Raw genomic sequence first — 18,823 nt, forward strand, 5'->3', positions numbered from 1 at the left:
GAATTGTTATGTCTTTTTTGAAAAAGCTACAAAAATTCCTCAATTGGTCCCCATCCCCAAAACCTTCGATTAATCTTAACGACGAGCTTTACGAGCAGCTTAGATTTTTAAGAATCCCTCTTATTGCTGTCGTAATAATGACACTAATTGGAGCTTTTGGTTATATGCTTACAAGTAATTATAATCTCAATGATGCTATTTACCAAGCTGGTATGACATTTACCACTTTAGGCTACACTGAAGTCAATCCCATACCAACAGCGGGTAGAATTTTTACCGTTATATATGTATTATTAACTTTTACAATATTTACTTTTTGCATGGGTTTAGTGATAGAAATAGTAAAAAAAGGAATCTTGTCTAAAATAATCAAGGAGAGAAGAATGCTTCATAAAGTTGCAAGATTAAAAAATCATTTTGTAATATGCTATCATAATGATTTTACCATTGAATTAGCACAGCAATTTAGAGAAAATCACATTCCTTTTGTTGTTGTTGATGAAATAGAAAATTTTAGCGAGATAGCTGAAAAATATAATTATCCTTATTATATAGAAAGTGCTCCACATACAAATATAGCCTTTTTAAAGACCAATCTTTCTAGCGCAAAAGGCGTAATAACCCTTAGCAATAACATAGCAGATAATATTGCCATCATCGCTTCAGTAAGATTATTTGAAAAAGAATTACAAAGAATCAATCCTTATTTTATACTAGCTAGCTCAAGCAATGAAGATGAAACAGAAAAACTCAAAAAACTTGGAGCAAATTCAATAGTTTCTGCTACAAAATTAGTTGCACAAAGACTTAGTGCGATGTCAGCAAGACCGGATATGGAAAATTTATTAGAAAATTATCTTTATAAAAAAAATAGCCCTATTGATTTAGAAGAGGTTAAAATTCCTGATGAATCATGGGTAAGATTTAAAAGATTAAAAGAAATTCATTTAAGAGATATGGCAAATGTAAGTATAGTAGGAATTTTAGAAAATAAAAAATTCACACCCATGCCAAGAGGTGACACTTTAATAGGTACTGGAGCAAAATTATTAATCGTAGGTACAGCAGATAGTATAAAAATAGCTAAAAAGATTATCAAAAATAAACAAAAACCTGATGAGTTAAAATATATTTAACTTATTTTAAGTTATAATCAAACATTAATTTTAAAAAGGAGGCTTATATGCTACACGAATTTAGAGATTTAATCACTGAGTTAAAAGGCAAAGATATGCACTTTGATAAACTATTTGAAGAGCATAACGAACTTGACCATAAAATCAAAGACGCAGAAGAAGGCAGAATTCACTTAGATAGCTTAGAAATAGCTAATCTAAAAAAAGAAAAATTGAGATTAAAGGATGAGCTAAATACTTACTTATCAAATTATAAAAAATAATTCTCTATGAAATTTTTACTTTAAGGATAAAACATGTTTGGAAAAAAAAGTCAATCAAAACAAGACTTTGAAGAATTACAAAATAAAATCAAAGAATTAGAAGAAGAAAACAAAAAACTTCTTTTGGAAAAGCAAGAATTAATTGAGAATTATGAAAAACAACTTCAAGGTAATTGCGGTAAAACTGAGCTTGAAACTCATCTTTTAGAAATGCTACTAACTGGCGTTTTAAAAGGCATTTCAAATGTTCAAAGTGATATGCAAGAAAATGTCAATAAAGCAGAAATGATTTCTCAGTACTCTGATTCTTCTTTAGAAGATATGCAAGAATTAAATTCTATCACACATTCAATTATATCCTCACTTCAAAGCATTATTGAATCAGCTAATCGTTCAAGAGATACAGCAGGTAACTTACACCGCAGTGTTGATGAGATCACTAATGTTATTAACTTAATCAAAGATGTATCTGATCAAACTAACCTATTAGCACTAAATGCCGCTATAGAAGCTGCTAGAGCAGGAGAGCATGGTAGAGGTTTTGCTGTTGTTGCTGATGAAGTTAGAAAACTTGCTGAAAAAACACAAAAAGCAACATCAGAAGTAGAATTAAACATTAATCTACTCAAACAAAATGCAGATGAAATGTATGGACAAAGCGAACAAGTAGAAAAAGTGTCATTAGAATCAAACGAACACATAGTACAATTTTCTAGCAAATTTACTCAACTTATTTCAAATGCAAACTCAACTAGCTCGCACGCTAAACGTATTGCTTCTGAAATTTTTGTTTCTTTAGCTAAACTAGATCACGTTGCCTTTAAACTCAATGGTTATAATGAAATCATTCATGCTTCTGGTAAAGCGCTATCTGATCATTTAAGCTGTAGGCTTGCAAAATGGATCGCAGGAGTTGGTAAAGAAAGATTTTCTAGCAGAAGAGCTTTTGGTAAGTTAAATTTACCACATCAAAAAGTGCATGAAAATATCAACCAAGCTGTTGCTTTAGCTCATGATGAAGATACAAGCAACAAGCTAGTACAAAATCAAATTTTAGACAAATGTTCTAATGCTGAAAAAGCCTCAGAAGATTTATTTAACATCTTTAAAGAAATGCTTGATGAAAAAGATCCAAACATTGAAAACAAGGAAGAAAAAAAATAAAAAGGTAAGATTAATTCTTACCTTTAAACCATAAATAAGCATATTCAAGTAAAGGAGTTTTGATAGGATTTTCTTTAGAAAATTTTTCAAAGTCTTTTCTCTTTATCCATACTGCTTGGATATCTTCTCCCTCAATTCCACCACCATGGCCAATTTTATTATCTTCATTAATTTCAGCATAGAATAAAAACTGTCTACTAACACCTGAACCAAAACCTGTATAAAATTCCCCTATTTTTTCTACAACCTTAGGAGCATAACCCAATTCTTCTATACATTCTTCTTTAGCTATTTCTTCCAAACTCAAATCTTTATCAACAAGCCCTGAACAAAGTTCTATACTAAATCCTATCTCATCTAAATACAAATTATTACGTTTTTGATAATCCCATAAAGGAATTCTAAATTGCTTTACAAAAACAAAAGAATCTTTTTGAGTATGATATAAAAAAACAGAAACACTATCTAATGCTTCTATAAAATCCCAAGTATATTTTTTATCATCTTTGCCTATATAAGTGTATCTTTTAGGTTTAATGTATTTTGAGTTGGAAAATTGCTCTTCTTGTAAATTTTTCATGTAAAATCCTTATAATTTTACATCTATTATAACAAAATAAAATGAGTATGGAAAAATATAAAAGAATTTAAAAGAGTTGCTACAAAAAGCAACTCTATAAAGAAAGCTAAAAAATATAAAGGCGGTTATTACATCATACCGCCCATGCCTCCCATACCACCCATGCCACTCATATCAGGCATAGCAGGTTTGTCTTCTTTGATTTCACTAATTGTAGCTTCAGTTGTTAAAAGCATGCTAGCTACTGAAACTGCATTAAGTAAAGCCACTCTTTCTACTTTAACAGGATCAATAATACCACTTTCAAGCATATTTACATATTCACCTTTTGCAGCATCAAAACCGGTATTTTCTTCTTTACTATTTTCTACTGTATTTACAACCACACCAGCATCAAATCCAGCATTTTCAGCAATTTGTCTTAAAGGTGCTCTTAAAGCTCTTTCTACAATAGCTGCACCAATAGCCTCATCACCTTGCAAATTCAAGCTGATTTTTGATTTTGCTTTGATTAATGCAGCACCACCGCCTATTACAATACCTTCTTCAACAGCAGCTTTTGTAGCGCTTAATGCATCATCAACTCTATCTTTTTTCTCTTTCATTTCAGTTTCAGTAGCCGCACCAACTTTAATCACCGCTACACCACCACTTAATTTAGCTAATCTTTCTTGTAGTTTTTCTCTATCATAATCTGAGCTTGTTTCAGCAATTTGAGCTTTGATTTGGTTAATTCTTGCATCAATATTTGCTTTTTCACCTGCACCATTTACAATAGTTGTATTATCTTTATCAATAATCACGCTTGAAGCTTGACCTAAATCTTGAATACTAGCACTTTCTAAAGTTCTTCCAAGCTCTTCAGAAATCACTTCACCACCTGTTAAAATAGCAATATCTTCGAGCATAGCTTTTCTTCTATCGCCAAATCCAGGAGCTTTAACTGCTGAAATATTTAAAACACCTCTTAATTTATTTACAACTAAAGTTGCCAAAGCTTCACCTTCAATATCTTCAGCTATAATTAAAAGTGGTTTTCCTGTTTTTTGAATTTGTTCCAAAATTGGTAATAAATCTTTTAAGTTGGCAATTTTTTTATCAAATAACAAAATAAAAGGATTTTGCAATTCAGCTGTCATTTTTTCAGTATTTGTAATGAAATATGGGCTTAAATAACCTCTATCAAATTGCATACCTTCAACTACATTTAATTCATCATTGATTGATTTTGCTTCTTCAACAGTAATAACACCATCTTTTCCAACTTTTTCCATAGCATCAGCGATTAAATTTCCGATTTTCTCATCTGAATTTGCAGAAATTGTCGCAACTTGAGCTATTTCTTTTTTATCTTTAACTTCACGAGAAAGTTTTTTAAGTTCAGCAACTATAGCTTCGCAAGCTTTATCCATACCTCTTTTAACTTCAATAGGATTCGCACCTGCTGTGATATTTCTTAAACCTTCTTTAAAAATAGCATGCGCTAAAACTGTTGCTGTTGTTGTTCCATCGCCTGCTTGATCAGCTGTTTTACTAGCTACTTCTCTAACTAAAGAAGCACCCATATTTTCTAAAGAATCTTTTAATTCCACTTCTTTAGCCACACTCACACCATCTTTTGTGATAGTTGGAGCGCCAAAACTTTTTTGGATTAATACATTACGACCACGTGGTCCCATAGTAACTTTTACTGCATCATTAAGTTTTTTAACACCTTCATAAAGTTTATTTCTTGCTTCGTCTGAAAAAAATATTTCTTTTGCCATTTTTTATCCTTTTTTATTTAATAATCCCTAAAACATCATCAATATTAAGAACTAAATACTCTTCATTATCAAGTTTTATTTCAGTTCCGCCGTATTTTGCAAACATTACTTTATCATTTACTTTAACATCTTCTATTTCTTTACTCACTGCAACAACTTCACCATTTAATGGCTTTTCTTTAGCATTATCTGGTATAATAATCCCAGAAGCAGTAGTTTTCATTTCTTCTAAGCGTTTTACTAAAATGCGCTTTCCTAGAGGTTGAAAATTCATTTTTTATCCTTTCTAAAATGTGCCTTTTTTTAGCACTCTTTGTTTTTGAGTGATAGAATTATACATTAAAGAAAGTTAATTGTCAATAAATTAAGTAAAATATATCATATAAGTTTAGTCTATATCACTAAATTTATATGATATATCATTATAAAGGTTTCTCATGAAAAAAATTCTTTACATTCTTTTAGGCGTAGTGTGTGTGGCATTATTAGCTATATATACATTATTATTTACAAGTATGGGTAATGCTTTTTTAAAGCCAAGAATCGAAACGATAATTGCTCAAAAAAGCGGTATGAATGTTAAATTTGAAAATTTTAAAATTAGTTTTTCACAACTTGACATTAAAGCAAATATTGATGATAAATTTTTTGCTAATATAGAAGGTGGTATATCACCTTTAAGACTAGGATTTGATTTAAATTATCTTTTAGGACTTAAACAAAATTATATTCAAGAACTTGGTTTAAAAAGTGATAAAGACTTTACATTTAAGGGTAATGTTGTAGGTAAAAGTAGTGATTTTTCAGTAAAAGGCAATGGATTTTTGTTTGATTCTAATCTTAGCTTAGATGCAAAAATTGTTGATTTTTCTCCTATAAATCTTGAATTTATTGGAAAAAATATAGATTTGGCTCAAATTTTAGATTTTACTAATCTACCAAGATATGCTCAAGGAAAAATTAGTATTATAAGTGATATACAAGCTAAAGATTTAAAACCAAATGGTAATGCTTTGATTAATTTTTACACAAGTTCTATCAACAATACTCTAATTGAAAAAGATTTTAATCTAAGCTTACCAAAACAAAGCTATATAAAAGGCGAAATAAGATCTTTAATCCAAAACAATGAAATTATTTCTAAAAGTGAAATTTTAAGCAATTTTTTTAAACTTTATACACAAAAAAGTATTTATGATATAACAAAACAAAGCTTAACTAGTGATTTTGACATCAAAATAGATGATTTTAATCAATTTTCATCTTTAGCTAAAATGAAACTCCAAGGTAACAGTCAAATTCAAGGTAATTTACTTTTTGCAAGCAATCAATTGCAAAAATTAGATGCTAACTTGCTTGGATTTGGTGGTAGCTTAAAAGCTATTTTAGAAAATAATAATCTTAACATCAACACAACTAATATAGAAGTAGCAGAGCTTTTAAAAACTATTTCTATGCCTGCTTTTATTAATTCTAAATTAATTTTAGATTTAAAAGCACAAGGACTTGATTTTAAAAATTTCAATCTAAATACTAGATTAGACAATGCAAATATAAATGTTATAGAATTTAAAAAACTAAGCAATCTTGATTTTCCAAAAACAACTTTTAATCTACAAGCTAAAGCAAATGCGAAAAATTCTTTGATTGATTATGAAGCTTTGCTTGATTCAAACATAGCAAAAATACCTCAGCTAAAAGGCTCATATAACCTTACAAACAAAGATTTAAAAGCACAAATTAGTGCTTTTGTAGATAATCTTAACAAATTAAAACCTTTAACAAAGCAAGATCTCAATGGACCGTTAAATTTAGATGCCAAAGTTGATCTTAAGGCAAATCAAATTCAAAATCTTGATGCAAATATTAAAATCATGCAAGGGCTTATCAATGCAAAATCTAATGGAAAAAGTTTACAAGCGAAAGTTGATAATATAAAATTAGAACAACTTTTTCCTTTAATAGGACAAAAAGTTTTAGCTTATGGAGATGTAAATGCTAACATTGATTTAAAAACACTTGATTTTAACAATATTAATGGTGATTTTAAAGCCATTATTAATTCTTCTTTTAATGAAGTAGAATTATCTAAGCTTTTAGATAAAAAATTTCCAAAGAATACTTCAGCAAAAATCAATCTTGATGGAAAAATTTCTAAATCAATCATTGATTTTAATGCTAAAGCTCTAAGTTCATTTGCAAATATTAATTCACTAAAAGGAAAATTTGATCTTAATCAAATGGCTCTAGCAAGCACTTATAATATTTCATTGCAAGATTTTTCTAAGCTAGGATTTTTAGTCGATAGAAACTTGAAAGGCAAGGCTGATTTTGAAGGAAAATTTGATTTTAAAAATGCTTTAATAGATGCAAGTGTTAATAGTAAAAATATATTTAACGGCTCATTAAATGCAACATTAAAAAATAATATTTTTAACGCTAAAATGCAAAATACCGATCTTTCAAATTTAGCTCAAAGTTTAGATTTACCTGATTATTACCAAGCAAAATCAAATTTAAGTATTGACTATAATCTTTTAAAAGAAAGTGGTGTGGTGCTAATGAACTTAGCCGATGGGCAACTTAAGAAAAACCTCATCACAAGTGCTTTAATGCTACTTTTACAAAAAGATATCACTCAAGATATATATCGCAATGGTGAAGCTAAAATAAATATCAATAAAAATCTTATAGATTTAAATTTAAACCTAGTGGCCGATAGAAGCAATATCAATATCAGTAAAGGTAAGATTGATACAAAAAGTACTAAATTAAACATTCCTTTTAATATTGTTATTGATAGAGCAAATTTTAAAGGCATTATAAAAGGAACAACACAAGATCCTAAAGTAAGCCTTGATACAAAAAGTGTTGTAAATTCTATTGTTAATACAATAGGCGGAAATGCTAGTGATGGTACTAAAAATACGGGTAAAAAAGTAGATCAAGCAATAGATAAAATCTTTAACAAACTCTTCTAATACATCTAGCCTTTAAAAAAGGCTAGATTTTTTTAAAATAAACCAAATTTACCATCTTTTTTCTTATATAACACTCTCATTTTTGCATCTATGTCATTAAAAACTAAAAATATATCCTTACTTGCTTTTAGCTTTTCTAATGCTTCTTCAATTTCTAAAGGTTTATATAGTTCAAGCTCCATTGGAACTATCTCATCTTCTTCAATCACACTTGGCAATACTAAATTTTCTTTTATCTCATCTTGATGTTTATGGGTGATATTTTTATCATGTAATCTTCTTAAAACCTTAGAAATTCTATCAATAGCTAAATCTATAGCAGCATATAAGTCTTTATCTTTTTGCTTTACAACCACTGTATTAATACCAGCTAAGTTAATGCTAAATTCAGCCCAAAATCCTTTCTTTCCATGCCTTTCATCAGCACTTATAACACAACGTGCAGAAATCACATCTAAGCCATATTTACTTAAAGCATCAAAGCTTTTTTCCACATACTCTTTTATAGACTCAGTTAGCTCAAATTGCTTTCCAACTATACTTGTATTCATTACTTCTCCTTTTTATGAAGTTAAATACATTATAGCACTTTAATCGTAAAAAATTAACTTTTTAAATAAAAAATAAATTTAAAATTTTAAAGGCTCTAAAATAAGCACACCATCTACTGAAAGTTTTTTGCCTTGAAAATGCATTTTACAAAAAGAAACAATTAAAGCATGAAAAATTTGATAAAGCTCATATAACTTACATTCTTTTTTTAATAAAACACACAATTCTTGTTGATTTTTAACTATGTCTTTTTTTAAAAAATCTGCCAATTCATCATAACTTTGGCACTCATAACCTAAATAATTAACTATTTTTGCACTATAAGCATCAACCACTAAAACTTCTTTTTTACATATATAATTTAAAATTCCATCTGCACTTTCTTGACCCAAGCCTTTAATACTCAAAAGCCATTCTCTATCTACTTCTTCTTTAAAAAGTTCAAAAGAATTAAAATCTTGGAAATATTTTTGAGCGAAATTTTTAATATATTTTGCTTTGGTATTATAAAATCCACTTGGCTTTATTAAAAGCGCTAAATCTTGAGTGCTTAACTTTGATAAATCTTCTATATTAGTAATATTTGCTTGTTTTAAATTTATCAAAGCTTTTAACACATTTTTCCAGTTTGTATTTTGGGTTAAAACCACAGAAATTAAAATTTCAAACTCGCTTAAAGTATTATTTTCTAGCCACTCAAAATCTTGATAATCAATATTTGCATTAACTAAAGCTTTAAAAATTTCATACCCGCTCATGCTTTTTCACTCTTTCTTAAATGCATCAAAATAGCCTCAATTACATCATCATCGTCTTTACTTTTTGCCTTAATGACTTCCTTGCTCTCATCATCTTTTACAAAACAAATATTTTGCTCATAATTACTCACTAGTTTATAATGCTTGCTAGCTAAAATTTTTATGATGATTAAATCCAAAAACTGCTTAGTAAAAATATCAGGCTTTCCAAAACGATCGTTCATCTCACTTTCTATCTCATAAACTTCATTAACACTCATACACTTACTAAGTCTTCTATAAAGTTCTAATCTCAAACGATCTTCACTAATATACTCACTATTTAAAAAGGCATTGATGTTAAGCTTTAGATCTATTTTTTTCTCTTTAACCTCTTCTTTCTTACTTAGCTTATTAATCTCATCTTCTAACATTTTAAGATACAAACTATAACCAATTTGTTCTATATGTCCACTTTGATCCACACCTAATAAATTTCCACCACCACGAATTTCTAAATCATGGTAAGCAAGCACGCTTCCTGAACCTAAATAAGAATTGCTCTCTAAACTCGTAAGTCTTTTTAAAGAATCTTTTGTGATTTTTTCCTTATCTTCAATCAAAAAATAACAATATCCTTGCTTAGCACTACGCCCTACTCTTCCTCTAAGTTGGTGCAAATCAGCCATACCAAAGCGATCTGAATTTTCTACTATAATAGTATTTGCATTTGCCAAATCAATACCACTTTCAACTATAGAAGTACAAAGCAATAAATCATATTCTTTATTTTCAAATTTAATCATTTCTTCTTCGGTAGTTTTCGCATCAATTTTAGAATGCAAGATTAAAATTTTTAAGTTCGGAAATAAATCTAAAAGATATTTTTTACACCCATCAATACTTGCTATATGATTGTGTATATAAAAAATCTGCCCTGCTCTTCTTAATTCTCTTGAAATAGCCTCTTTAATCAAAGCATCATTACTTTCTCTAACAAAGGTACGCACATCCAAACGATCCTCAGGTGGAGTTTGTAAAACACTATATGATTTTAAAGAACTAAGAGCTTGATTTAAACTTCTTGGTATAGGCGTTGCTGACATAGATAAAATATGGGAGTTTTTACTTAATTCTTTGAGTTTTTCTTTTTGTTTTACACCAAATTTATGCTCCTCATCTATCACAACTAAACCTAAATTTTCACACTCAACTCCTAAAAGAGAATGCGTTCCAACCACCACACAAGGTTTATTTTCTTTTAAAAATGCCAAAACTTGTTTTTTTTCTTTAGCACTAGTAAAACGATCTAGCTTAAAAACCTCTATATTAAAAGAATCAAATCTTCGTTTTAAGGTTTTAAAATGCTGAGCTGAAAGTAAAGTAGTTGGTACAAAAAACAAAGCCGTATAGCCACTTTTTACACAAGTAAATATAGCGTTCATAGCAACTTCTGTTTTACCAAAACCCACATCGCCACTTAAAAGCCTATCCATTACCTGCATACTTTTTAAATCTTGAGTGATTTCTTGGCAAACTTGACTTTGATCTTTAGTATAAAAAAATCCCGCTTTATTGATAAATTCATCTTGTAATTCTTGAGAGATTTTTAATTCTTTTGCCTTTATCAAAGCTCTAGCCGCTGCCAAAGAAACTATATTTGAAGCAATGGCAAATAGTTTTTCCTTTAATCTTTCTTTGATTTTTAGAAAACTTCCTTTTCCAAGCTTATCAAGCAAAGGCACACCACCACTTGCGCCGATATATTTATCAATCATATATAAATTTTCAACAGGCAATAAAAGCTTGTCATTATTTAAATACCCAAGAGCTACAAATTCTTTTTTTGCTCCTGCAATTATAATAATCTCAAGACCTAAAAATTTAGCTATACCATAATCTTCATGCACAACAAAATCCCCGACTCTAAGCTCATCTATTACCAAACTTGCTTTTCTAACTCTTTTATTTTTTTCTTTTTTATTTAAAGAGATGATAAGCTCATCTTGAGTGCTTAAATTAATTCTCTCTTGAGATATTTTTAATTTAATATTTGGAAATTCTTGTAAATTTAAAGCTTTAAACAAAGCTTCATTTTTTGCTAAAACAGTAATTTTTTTATCTTTATGAAAAGTGAAAAAATCATGATTATAGGAACTTACTAAATCTTTACAAAATCTTGGTTCAGGTAAAATATTTTGATTGATTTTACTAATATCTTCTTCAAAATCATTTATATCAAATTTTTTTATGCTTGTGAAATTTAGATCTAAATAATCACAAAAATCATCAATACACCAAAAACCTAAAGAATTAACATCATTGATAATGCTTTGACTTTGAAAATTTTGAATTTTTTCTTGTAAATTTTCATATTGCTCTTGATTAAAAGCACTCAAAAATGGACAAATCTCAATCTTTGAAAGTTCATTTGGGATTGATTTTTGTGTATGAATATCAAAATATCTTATACTTTCTATCTCATCTGAAAAAAGCAAAATTCTAAAAGGTTGCTCTTCGTTAATTGCAAAAATATCTATAATATCCCCACGTATTGAAACTTCGCCCTTATCTTGAACTATATCTACAAACTCATACCCACTATGTAAAATTTCTTCTTTAAATTTCTCTAAAGCAAGAAGTGAATTTCTTTTAAGAATAATGTTTTTTAGATGCTTTTTCCCGGGGAGTTTTTGTAAGATTGTTTTTATAGGAGAAATTAAAATTTTATTTTCATCTTCTTTATGATAAGCATTTAAAACTTTACAAATTTCAAAAAGCTCTTTAGAAAAAGAGCGCAAGTCACTACCAAATTCTGCCCTAAAATCAGGCAAAATGAAAGTTTTTAAATTTAAAAATAAACAAACTTGAGCTAATTCATCTGCTTCTTTATCATTCTCACAAACTATTAACTCAGTTTTATTGCTTAATAAATATTCATATAATTTAGCTTGCATTTTCTGAATTTTCTATACTCACATCAATAGTTGCAAGTTCTTCATCTTTTTCAATTATTTTACTACTTCCGTTAAATTTTCCACCATTTTCAATGCTTAATTGTTTAACTATGATATTGCCATTAAGCACACCACCGGATAAAATTTCTAAAGAATCAACTTGCATTTCTCCTTCAAAAACCCCATTAATCACTATCTTACTTGCCTTAACTTGTCCTTTTAAAACACCACTTTTGCCTATTACTATCACATTAGAAGAATTAATTACCCCGGTAATTTCTCCATCTAAGTGAAGCATAGAGTCAAAATAAAATTTTCCCTCTATTTTTGCTCCGTTTGAAATGACTGTAGTTTCGGATACTGTAGCAATAGAGCCTTTATTAAAGATTGCCATGGAACTCTCCTTTCTTTTTCAAAAATTTGCTCATAGTTTTTTCGGTTTAAATCTATAAAAATTTTAGGATCTAAAAGTTTATTAATAAATCTAACCTCATAATGCAAATGCGGCCCCGTAGAAAGACCGGTATTTCCTGTATATCCTAATAAATCACCTTTTTTTACAAATTGTCCTGCTTTAACAACATCTTTGCGCATCATGTGTGCATATACTGTTTTAAAACCAAAATTATGGATTAAAATTACCGAATAGCCATAACCATTATTACTATATGCAGCATATTCAACTACTCCATTTGCAGGTGCATAAATGGGAGTATTTAAAGCCGCTCTTAAATCAATGCCTGGATGAAATTCTTTTTTATTTAATATAGGATGATGACGCCATCCAAAATTACCCGTGATTCCATTATCTTCTATCACATGTCCATTTGGAATTTGTGTTAAAAATAAATAAGCTTGATCATTGGTAAGTTTAACTTTTTCTAATCTTTCTGGTATATCTAAGCTCTCATCTTGCTTTAAACCTAAATTTTCTTCAATATCTGCAAGTTGAGTTTGAAGTTCATCATATAAAGCTGTTTTTTCTTCTAAACTTTTTTGCATGCTTTCATTTTGAGAAAATAATTTAGTATTTTTTGAAGATAATGCTTCTTGCTCTTTTAAAAGCTCTGAACGCTTATCTGCTAAATAATTAATATATAAAGCGCCCAAAACTATAACAACAAAAACAAAAGAAGTAAAATAAATTATTACTTTTTTTATAATCTGACTTAATAAAAAATGCCTAGAACCATTTACATCTGTGATAGTTAGCGTAAATTTATCTTTCATTATAGCCTCTTAAAAAATTTTCTACCAATACAAAAGAACCAAAAACCAAATACAACTCATCTTTTTTTATTTGTTCAAATTTTTGATAAGCAATATCTAATTTTTCTAAATTTTCTAGCAAAACAGAGCCTGCCAAAGGCCTATCTTTGCTTTCATACTCATAAATTTCAACTATTTTTATTATAGGCTTTAAAGCCCTTAAAATTTTATAAGAATCTTTATCTAAAAAGCAATTATAAACTAAATGAACTTTTTTTTCCTTGAAAATTTCAGCTAAAGCTAAAGCAGCCATTTCATTATGACCTACATCAACAAAAATATTTTGACTTATTTGCTCGCACCTTCCTTTCAAATCAAGTTTTGGCAAATTTTTGATACTTTGAATCAATTCTTTTTCATTTTTGGCACAAATTTTAGAAAAAACTTCTAAGGCTAAAAAAAGATTATCTTTTAAAAAAGTTGCTAAATTATATTTTTGAATATATTCTTGCACATAAGGATAAATGACCTCATTTTCATCTAACGCACTAATATCTAAACCGGTTTGTTTTAAATTAGCTATTTTTTTAGCCAAATTTAACACTTTTGTTTCTTGCTTATGATTAATTAAAGCTTTAGCGCTCATGGCTTTTAATTTTGTTCTTGCTATTTCTTCTAAATTTTTACCCAATAAATCTTGATGATCAAAACCTATTTTAGTAAAAACACTAAAATTTATTTCAAAAACACTTGTAGCATCATACTCTCCACCTACTCCAGCTTCTAAAATCACATAATCACAATCTTTAAAAATAAAAAAAGCTAAAAAAGTAGCATACTCAAAATAACTAAGTTTTTTTATATCTTCTAAAAAAATACTTTCTAATTCTTCATGCGCCTTTTCCAAAAGCTCATTACTTACAATTTTCCCATTTAACCAAAATCTTTCATTAAATTCAAAAATATGCGGACTTGTATAATGCCCTACTTTATATCCTTGCTCTAAAAGTAAAAGTGCTAAAAATCTACCTGTACTTCCTTTGCCATTAGTGCCAATAATTTGAATATTTTTAGTTTTTGGAATAAATTTTTTATATTTTTCATACATACTAAACATAAAAAATCTACTGATTTTTTGTACATATATAGTTTTTTGTGAGAGTGTTTGTTGGAATTTCATACTAAGCTTTTTGCATTAATTCTTTTAAAATGTCACCGTCTGGAAATTCTTTTTTTTCTATACAAGAAGATGATAAAACAAGCTTAACCACTTCTTCTTTATAAATAAATTTATAATCATCTATAAGTTTTAAAGCTTTTTCTGTAAAAATTTGAGCGCTTTCTAAATTTTTACCTGGAAATATAATCAAATAAGAACTTTCATCTAAAATCCAAATTTCAGCCAAATTTTTACATAAATCTTTGAGAATTTTTTTAAATTTCCCACTGATAGTTTTAAAACTATCAATACCATAGGCATTAATAACATGTTCTATATTATTGATTTTAAAAAAAGATAGGGCATAATTAACCGCATAAAGCTTATAATTTTCATCAAGTTTTTTAAGCTCTTGAGCAAGATTCCATTGCTCTCTTTGCTCATCATCACTTGTAGCTTGAATTTGCGTTTTAATTTGAGCTATTTGCTCGTTTGCATATAAAAGTTTATCTTTTAATGTATCAAAATTAATCTGCACATTACCATTTTCATCTTTAGTTAAAGCATTGATAAATTTTACATCTTCTTGACTATTATCATAAAGCTTTGACACCATTTCATTTAAACTTTCTAAGTGCTGATTAAAAAAAGAAAGATTTTTTTGTATATAGTATTTATCTATTGCTTCTTTTTTTTGTAGCATCAAACAATACTCATGTGCAAATTCTTTTCTAGCAATCAATCTAGGATTTTCTTTTAGTTTTTGTTTAAATTGCTCCACTTCTTTACTCTCGCCAAATAAAGGCTCTAAAGAAGCTAGTAAAAGTTCGGCTTGTTTTTCGTAAGAGCGTTCTTTTAACATAGTGATAAGTTTTTCTATTAAAACATGAAAATCCAAAAACGCTCGGATATTAAATTCTTCTAATTTTTTTAAAAGCTCATGATCTTCATAAGATTTTTCAAGTTCTCTCCATTTAGCTCTTAATAGATATATGGTTTCTAAATCCATAGCTTGAGATAATCTATGTTGAGTAATTTGAGCAAGTTCTTTGATTTTTTTATCTTTACTAATACTAAGTTGTTGAATGATTAAGCCAAGTAAAGCATAAACATCTTCATATTTTCTACTTACCTGCCTATTGAGTCTAGAAACCAAAAACATCAAAAACTCATCAATAGTTCGAATACTTTTTCCTTTTAATTCTTGCTTGTAAGAATCATCTAAAAGATTAGTATATTTTTCTATTCTAGCTTTATTAAGACTCATAACTCCTGCTTTTTTAGCACACTCTTCAAACACCTCACTATAATTTTCAGGAGTTGGATATAATTTACGCTCTTTTAATTTTATCAATGTTTCTTTTGCGATTTCATTGATATGGCTTGCCATTTTATTTATAACCCCTAATAGCTATAATAGAAACAAATTCATCAAAAGCTTCACTTGATGCATTTTTAATCGCTTCAAATCTAGCTTGATCACTGATGATAGAGTTTGGATTAATATCAAAATTATAACTTCCTTTAGTATTTACAATTTCTTCTTTGCCATTTTTATAACGCAACACAAACTCCAAATAAAGCTCTGCTTTATAATTAATCACATAGCCATTTTTATCATAAACCATAGGATGAAATTCTAATTTTTTCATCGTAACTATAATAGAACTATCTGCATTATACTCATCTGTAATTTTTCTACCAAGCTTATTAAGCATAGCCTCTCTTAAAATATCTGTTATGTAAACACTATTTTCAGGATCTTGCTTACTGATATTAATTTTTAAAAATACATTTTCACCCAAAACCCTACTTGCCATTTGAGATGATGGAATATATCCACAAGCTATGATGAAAAAAGCAAAAAAAGATATTAAATATTTTTTCATTTAACCACCAAATTAACCAATTTCTTATCAATATAAATTTCTTTTACTATGGTTTTTCCTTCTAGCCATTTTGCAACATTTTCTTTAGCTAAAGCTAAAATCTCATCTTCTTTAGCTTCTGAATTTATTTCAATTTGTGCTCTTTTTTTACCATTAACACTAATAGCTATATTAAAACTATCTTTTACAAAAACTTCATCTTTTATTTTTAATACTTTAAAATTTTCACATTTAAATAAATGCTCGCTAAGTTCAAAACAAACATGAGGGATAATAGGCTCTAAAATATTTAAAATAATATAAAAAGCTTCTTTTGAAACTTCTTTATGGTTTATAGCATTTAAGGCATTTAAAGCTTCCATACATGCAGCTATTAAAGTATTAAAGGCAAAACTTTCTTCATAAACTTCAAAAGATTTTTTCAAAGCTTCATATACTTTTAATCTAGCATATTTTTCTTCTTTATTTAAACTTTGATGATCAATTTCTTGTAATTTTCCACATTCTAACCCCATAGCCTTTTCATAAAGCCTATTGATAAATTTAAACGCACCTTCTAGCGCACTATCGTTCCATTCAAGTTCTTTAGCAGGTGGTGCAGCAAACAATATAAACAATCTTGCACTATCTGCTCCATATTTTTCTATAATATAATCAGGATCAACTACATTGCCCTTAGATTTACTCATCTTAGCACCATCTTTAGTGACCATCCCTTGGGTTAAAAGCCTATTAAAAGGCTCATCATCTTTTAAATAACCCAAATCTCTAAGTGCTTTTTGGAAAAATCTAGCATAGAGTAAATGTAATATCGCATGTTCAATACCGCCAATATATTCATCAACATTCATCCAATAATTGACACTTTTTTCATCTACTGCTTTTTCTTGCCATGTTTTATCATCACTTGCAAAACGTGCAAAATACCAAGAACTTTCAAAGAAAGTATCTAAAGTATCGCTTTCTTTTTGCGCTTTTTTTCCACATTTTGGGCAAATACACTCTTTCCATGCTTCATGCTTATCAAGTGGATTTCCTTCTCCATTTATCACTACATCTTCAGGCAAGGTAATAGGTAAATTTTCTATTTTTTGAGGAACTATACCACAAGAATCACACTTAATCATTGGTATAGGAGCTCCCCAATATCTTTGTCTAGAAACACCCCAATCACGAATTTTAAAATTAGTAACCTTTTTACCAATACCCAAAGATTCAATTTTTAAACTAATTTTTTCTCTAGCATCATTGCATTCTAGTTGATCAAATTCGCCACTATTAGTTAAAACACCTTCTTTTAAAGTGTAGCATTGTGCGTCATTTTCATCTTTATAAATTACTTTTTTTATAGCCAAATTATAAGTTTTTGCAAACTCATAATCTCTTTCATCGTGAGCAGGCACGCTCATAACAGCCCCACTACCATAATCACTTAAAACAAAATTAGCTACCCATAAAGGAATTTTTTCTTTACTTAGTGGATGGATTACATAAAGATTTAAAAAATATCCTTCTTTTGGTGCGGCTTGTCTTTGGCGCGGTGTTTGATTTTGTATATTTTGAATTTTAGCTATAATATCTTGATCTAGTAACTTTTTATCAATTAATTCATTTACTATTTCATGATCAGGTGCTAAAGCAATGTAAGATACTCCATAAATAGTCTCAGCTCTTGTGGTAAAAACATTGATTTTTTTTACACTGATTTTATCATTTTCTTCTATATCAAAATCAAAACCAAGCCCTGTGCTTTTGCCTATCCAATTTTCTTGCATAGTTAAAACTTGACTTGGCCATTTTCCTTCTAATTTTTTAAGATCTTGTAATAATTCATCCGCATAAGCAGTGATTTTTACATAATATCCTGGCATTTTTTTTCTAATGACTTCATGCCCACAACGCCAACATTTGCCATCTTCAACTTGCTCATTTGCTAAAACTGTTTTATCATTCTCACACCAATTAACTTCAGCTTCTTTAGTATAAACAAGCCCTTTCTCATACATTTTGATGAAAAATTCTTGCTCAAATTTAGTATATAAAGGATCAGAAGTAGCAAGCATTCTTTTTTTAGAAAAAGAAAAACCCAAAGAAGCAAGTTCATTTTGCATATAATCAATATTTTCATAAGTCCATTTTTTAGGGTGGATACCATGTTTAATCGCAGCATTTTCAGCAGGCATACCAAAACTATCAAAACCTATAGGATGTAAGACGTTAAAACCTTTTTTTCTATAATACCTAGCCATAGCATCGCCTATGCTATAGTTTCTCACATGCCCCATATGAATTCTACCACTTGGGTATGGAAACATAGATAAAATGTATTTTTTTGGTAAAGAAAAATCATCTTTTGGTTCAAAATATTCTTTTTCTTGCCAAATTTTTTGCCATTTTTTTTCTATTTTACCTGCTTCATATGCCATTTTC

16 protein-coding genes and 1 pseudogene are annotated in these 18,823 nt (G+C 28.7%); 5 read left to right on the top strand and 12 right to left on the bottom strand.

All coding sequences use genetic code 11. The features are described 5' to 3' along the window. Positions 1 to 8: 8 nt before the first annotated feature. The 4 genes and pseudogenes from L8W68_RS01015 (at position 9) to L8W68_RS08220 (ending at position 2,563) form a co-directional block, all read left to right on the top strand. Complete coding sequence (locus tag L8W68_RS01015; protein WP_263674672.1) at positions 9 to 1,136, top strand: potassium channel family protein; 1,128 nt, start codon at positions 9 to 11, stop codon at positions 1,134 to 1,136. Positions 1,137 to 1,183: 47 nt separating this feature from the next. Then, positions 1,184 to 1,399, top strand: coding sequence for a YdcH family protein (locus L8W68_RS01020; RefSeq protein WP_012661736.1), 216 nt, complete (start codon positions 1,184 to 1,186; stop codon positions 1,397 to 1,399). 429 nt (positions 1,400 to 1,828) lie between these two features. Further along, positions 1,829 to 2,116, top strand: a pseudogene (locus L8W68_RS08215) (methyl-accepting chemotaxis protein); the annotation flags it as partial. A 66-nt stretch (positions 2,117 to 2,182) separates the two neighbouring features. Beyond that, positions 2,183 to 2,563, top strand: coding sequence for a CZB domain-containing protein (locus tag L8W68_RS08220; RefSeq protein ID WP_412175548.1), 381 nt, complete (start codon positions 2,183 to 2,185; stop codon positions 2,561 to 2,563). Between the two features lie 10 nt (positions 2,564 to 2,573). Here the strand turns inward: L8W68_RS08220 and L8W68_RS01030 are convergent, their stop codons facing one another. The 3 genes from L8W68_RS01030 to groES form a co-directional block, all read right to left on the bottom strand. Continuing rightward, on the bottom strand, positions 2,574 to 3,143 hold the full coding sequence (locus L8W68_RS01030; protein ID WP_263674675.1) for an NUDIX domain-containing protein: 570 nt from the start codon (positions 3,141 to 3,143) through the stop codon (positions 2,574 to 2,576). 128 nt (positions 3,144 to 3,271) lie between these two features. Next, positions 3,272 to 4,909, bottom strand: a complete 1,638-nt coding sequence (gene groL / locus L8W68_RS01035) for a chaperonin GroEL (RefSeq protein WP_070256698.1) — start codon at positions 4,907 to 4,909, stop codon at positions 3,272 to 3,274. Positions 4,910 to 4,922: 13 nt separating this feature from the next. After that, complete coding sequence (gene groES, locus L8W68_RS01040; protein WP_149062447.1) at positions 4,923 to 5,183, bottom strand: co-chaperone GroES; 261 nt, start codon at positions 5,181 to 5,183, stop codon at positions 4,923 to 4,925. Between the two features lie 163 nt (positions 5,184 to 5,346). Here groES and L8W68_RS01045 point away from each other — a divergent pair, with 163 nt between their 5' ends. Then, positions 5,347 to 7,890, top strand: a complete 2,544-nt coding sequence (locus tag L8W68_RS01045; protein WP_263674676.1) for a hypothetical protein — start codon at positions 5,347 to 5,349, stop codon at positions 7,888 to 7,890. Between the two features lie 32 nt (positions 7,891 to 7,922). On the opposite strand, the gene hpf is transcribed toward L8W68_RS01045, so the two are convergent. The 9 genes from hpf to leuS form a co-directional block, all read right to left on the bottom strand. Further along, positions 7,923 to 8,441: a ribosome hibernation-promoting factor, HPF/YfiA family gene (gene hpf, locus L8W68_RS01050; protein WP_039618662.1), complete on the bottom strand. Its 519-nt coding sequence runs from the start codon at positions 8,439 to 8,441 to the stop codon at positions 7,923 to 7,925. A 78-nt stretch (positions 8,442 to 8,519) separates the two neighbouring features. Beyond that, positions 8,520 to 9,200, bottom strand: coding sequence for a 3-methyladenine DNA glycosylase (locus tag L8W68_RS01055; RefSeq protein WP_263674678.1), 681 nt, complete (start codon positions 9,198 to 9,200; stop codon positions 8,520 to 8,522). Further along, the gene (locus tag L8W68_RS01060) at positions 9,197 to 12,136 is read right to left on the bottom strand and encodes a DEAD/DEAH box helicase (RefSeq protein WP_263674680.1); all 2,940 of its coding nucleotides are present in this window, start codon (positions 12,134 to 12,136) and stop codon (positions 9,197 to 9,199) included. The genes L8W68_RS01055 and L8W68_RS01060 overlap by 4 nt, the downstream gene beginning before the upstream one ends. Then, the gene (locus L8W68_RS01065; RefSeq protein WP_039618668.1) at positions 12,126 to 12,530 is read right to left on the bottom strand and encodes a bactofilin domain-containing protein; all 405 of its coding nucleotides are present in this window, start codon (positions 12,528 to 12,530) and stop codon (positions 12,126 to 12,128) included. Before L8W68_RS01065 ends, L8W68_RS01060 begins: the two co-directional genes overlap by 11 nt. After that, entirely contained in the window at positions 12,458 to 13,369 is a 912-nt protein-coding gene (locus tag L8W68_RS01070) for a M23 family metallopeptidase (protein ID WP_235375851.1), read from the bottom strand. The genes L8W68_RS01065 and L8W68_RS01070 overlap by 73 nt, the downstream gene beginning before the upstream one ends. Beyond that, entirely contained in the window at positions 13,356 to 14,525 is a 1,170-nt protein-coding gene (locus tag L8W68_RS01075) for a Mur ligase family protein (protein WP_263674681.1), read from the bottom strand. The genes L8W68_RS01070 and L8W68_RS01075 overlap by 14 nt, the downstream gene beginning before the upstream one ends. A gap of 1 nt (position 14,526) precedes the next feature. Beyond that, positions 14,527 to 15,894 (bottom strand): hypothetical protein, encoded by a 1,368-nt coding sequence (locus L8W68_RS01080; protein WP_263674682.1) that lies wholly within the window; start codon positions 15,892 to 15,894, stop codon positions 14,527 to 14,529. A gap of 1 nt (position 15,895) precedes the next feature. Further along, positions 15,896 to 16,393, bottom strand: a complete 498-nt coding sequence (gene lptE / locus L8W68_RS01085) for an LPS assembly lipoprotein LptE (protein WP_263674683.1) — start codon at positions 16,391 to 16,393, stop codon at positions 15,896 to 15,898. Further along, a complete protein-coding gene (leuS, locus tag L8W68_RS01090) occupies positions 16,390 to 18,819 on the bottom strand; it encodes a leucine--tRNA ligase (RefSeq protein WP_263674685.1) in 2,430 nt (809 codons plus the stop codon). The genes lptE and leuS overlap by 4 nt, the downstream gene beginning before the upstream one ends. Positions 18,820 to 18,823: the final 4 nt, after the last annotated feature.

Origin of the sequence: Campylobacter sp. FU_497 (genome assembly GCF_025772425.1) — a bacterium.
Taxonomy (GTDB): Bacteria; Campylobacterota; Campylobacteria; order Campylobacterales; family Campylobacteraceae; genus Campylobacter_D; species Campylobacter_D lari_C.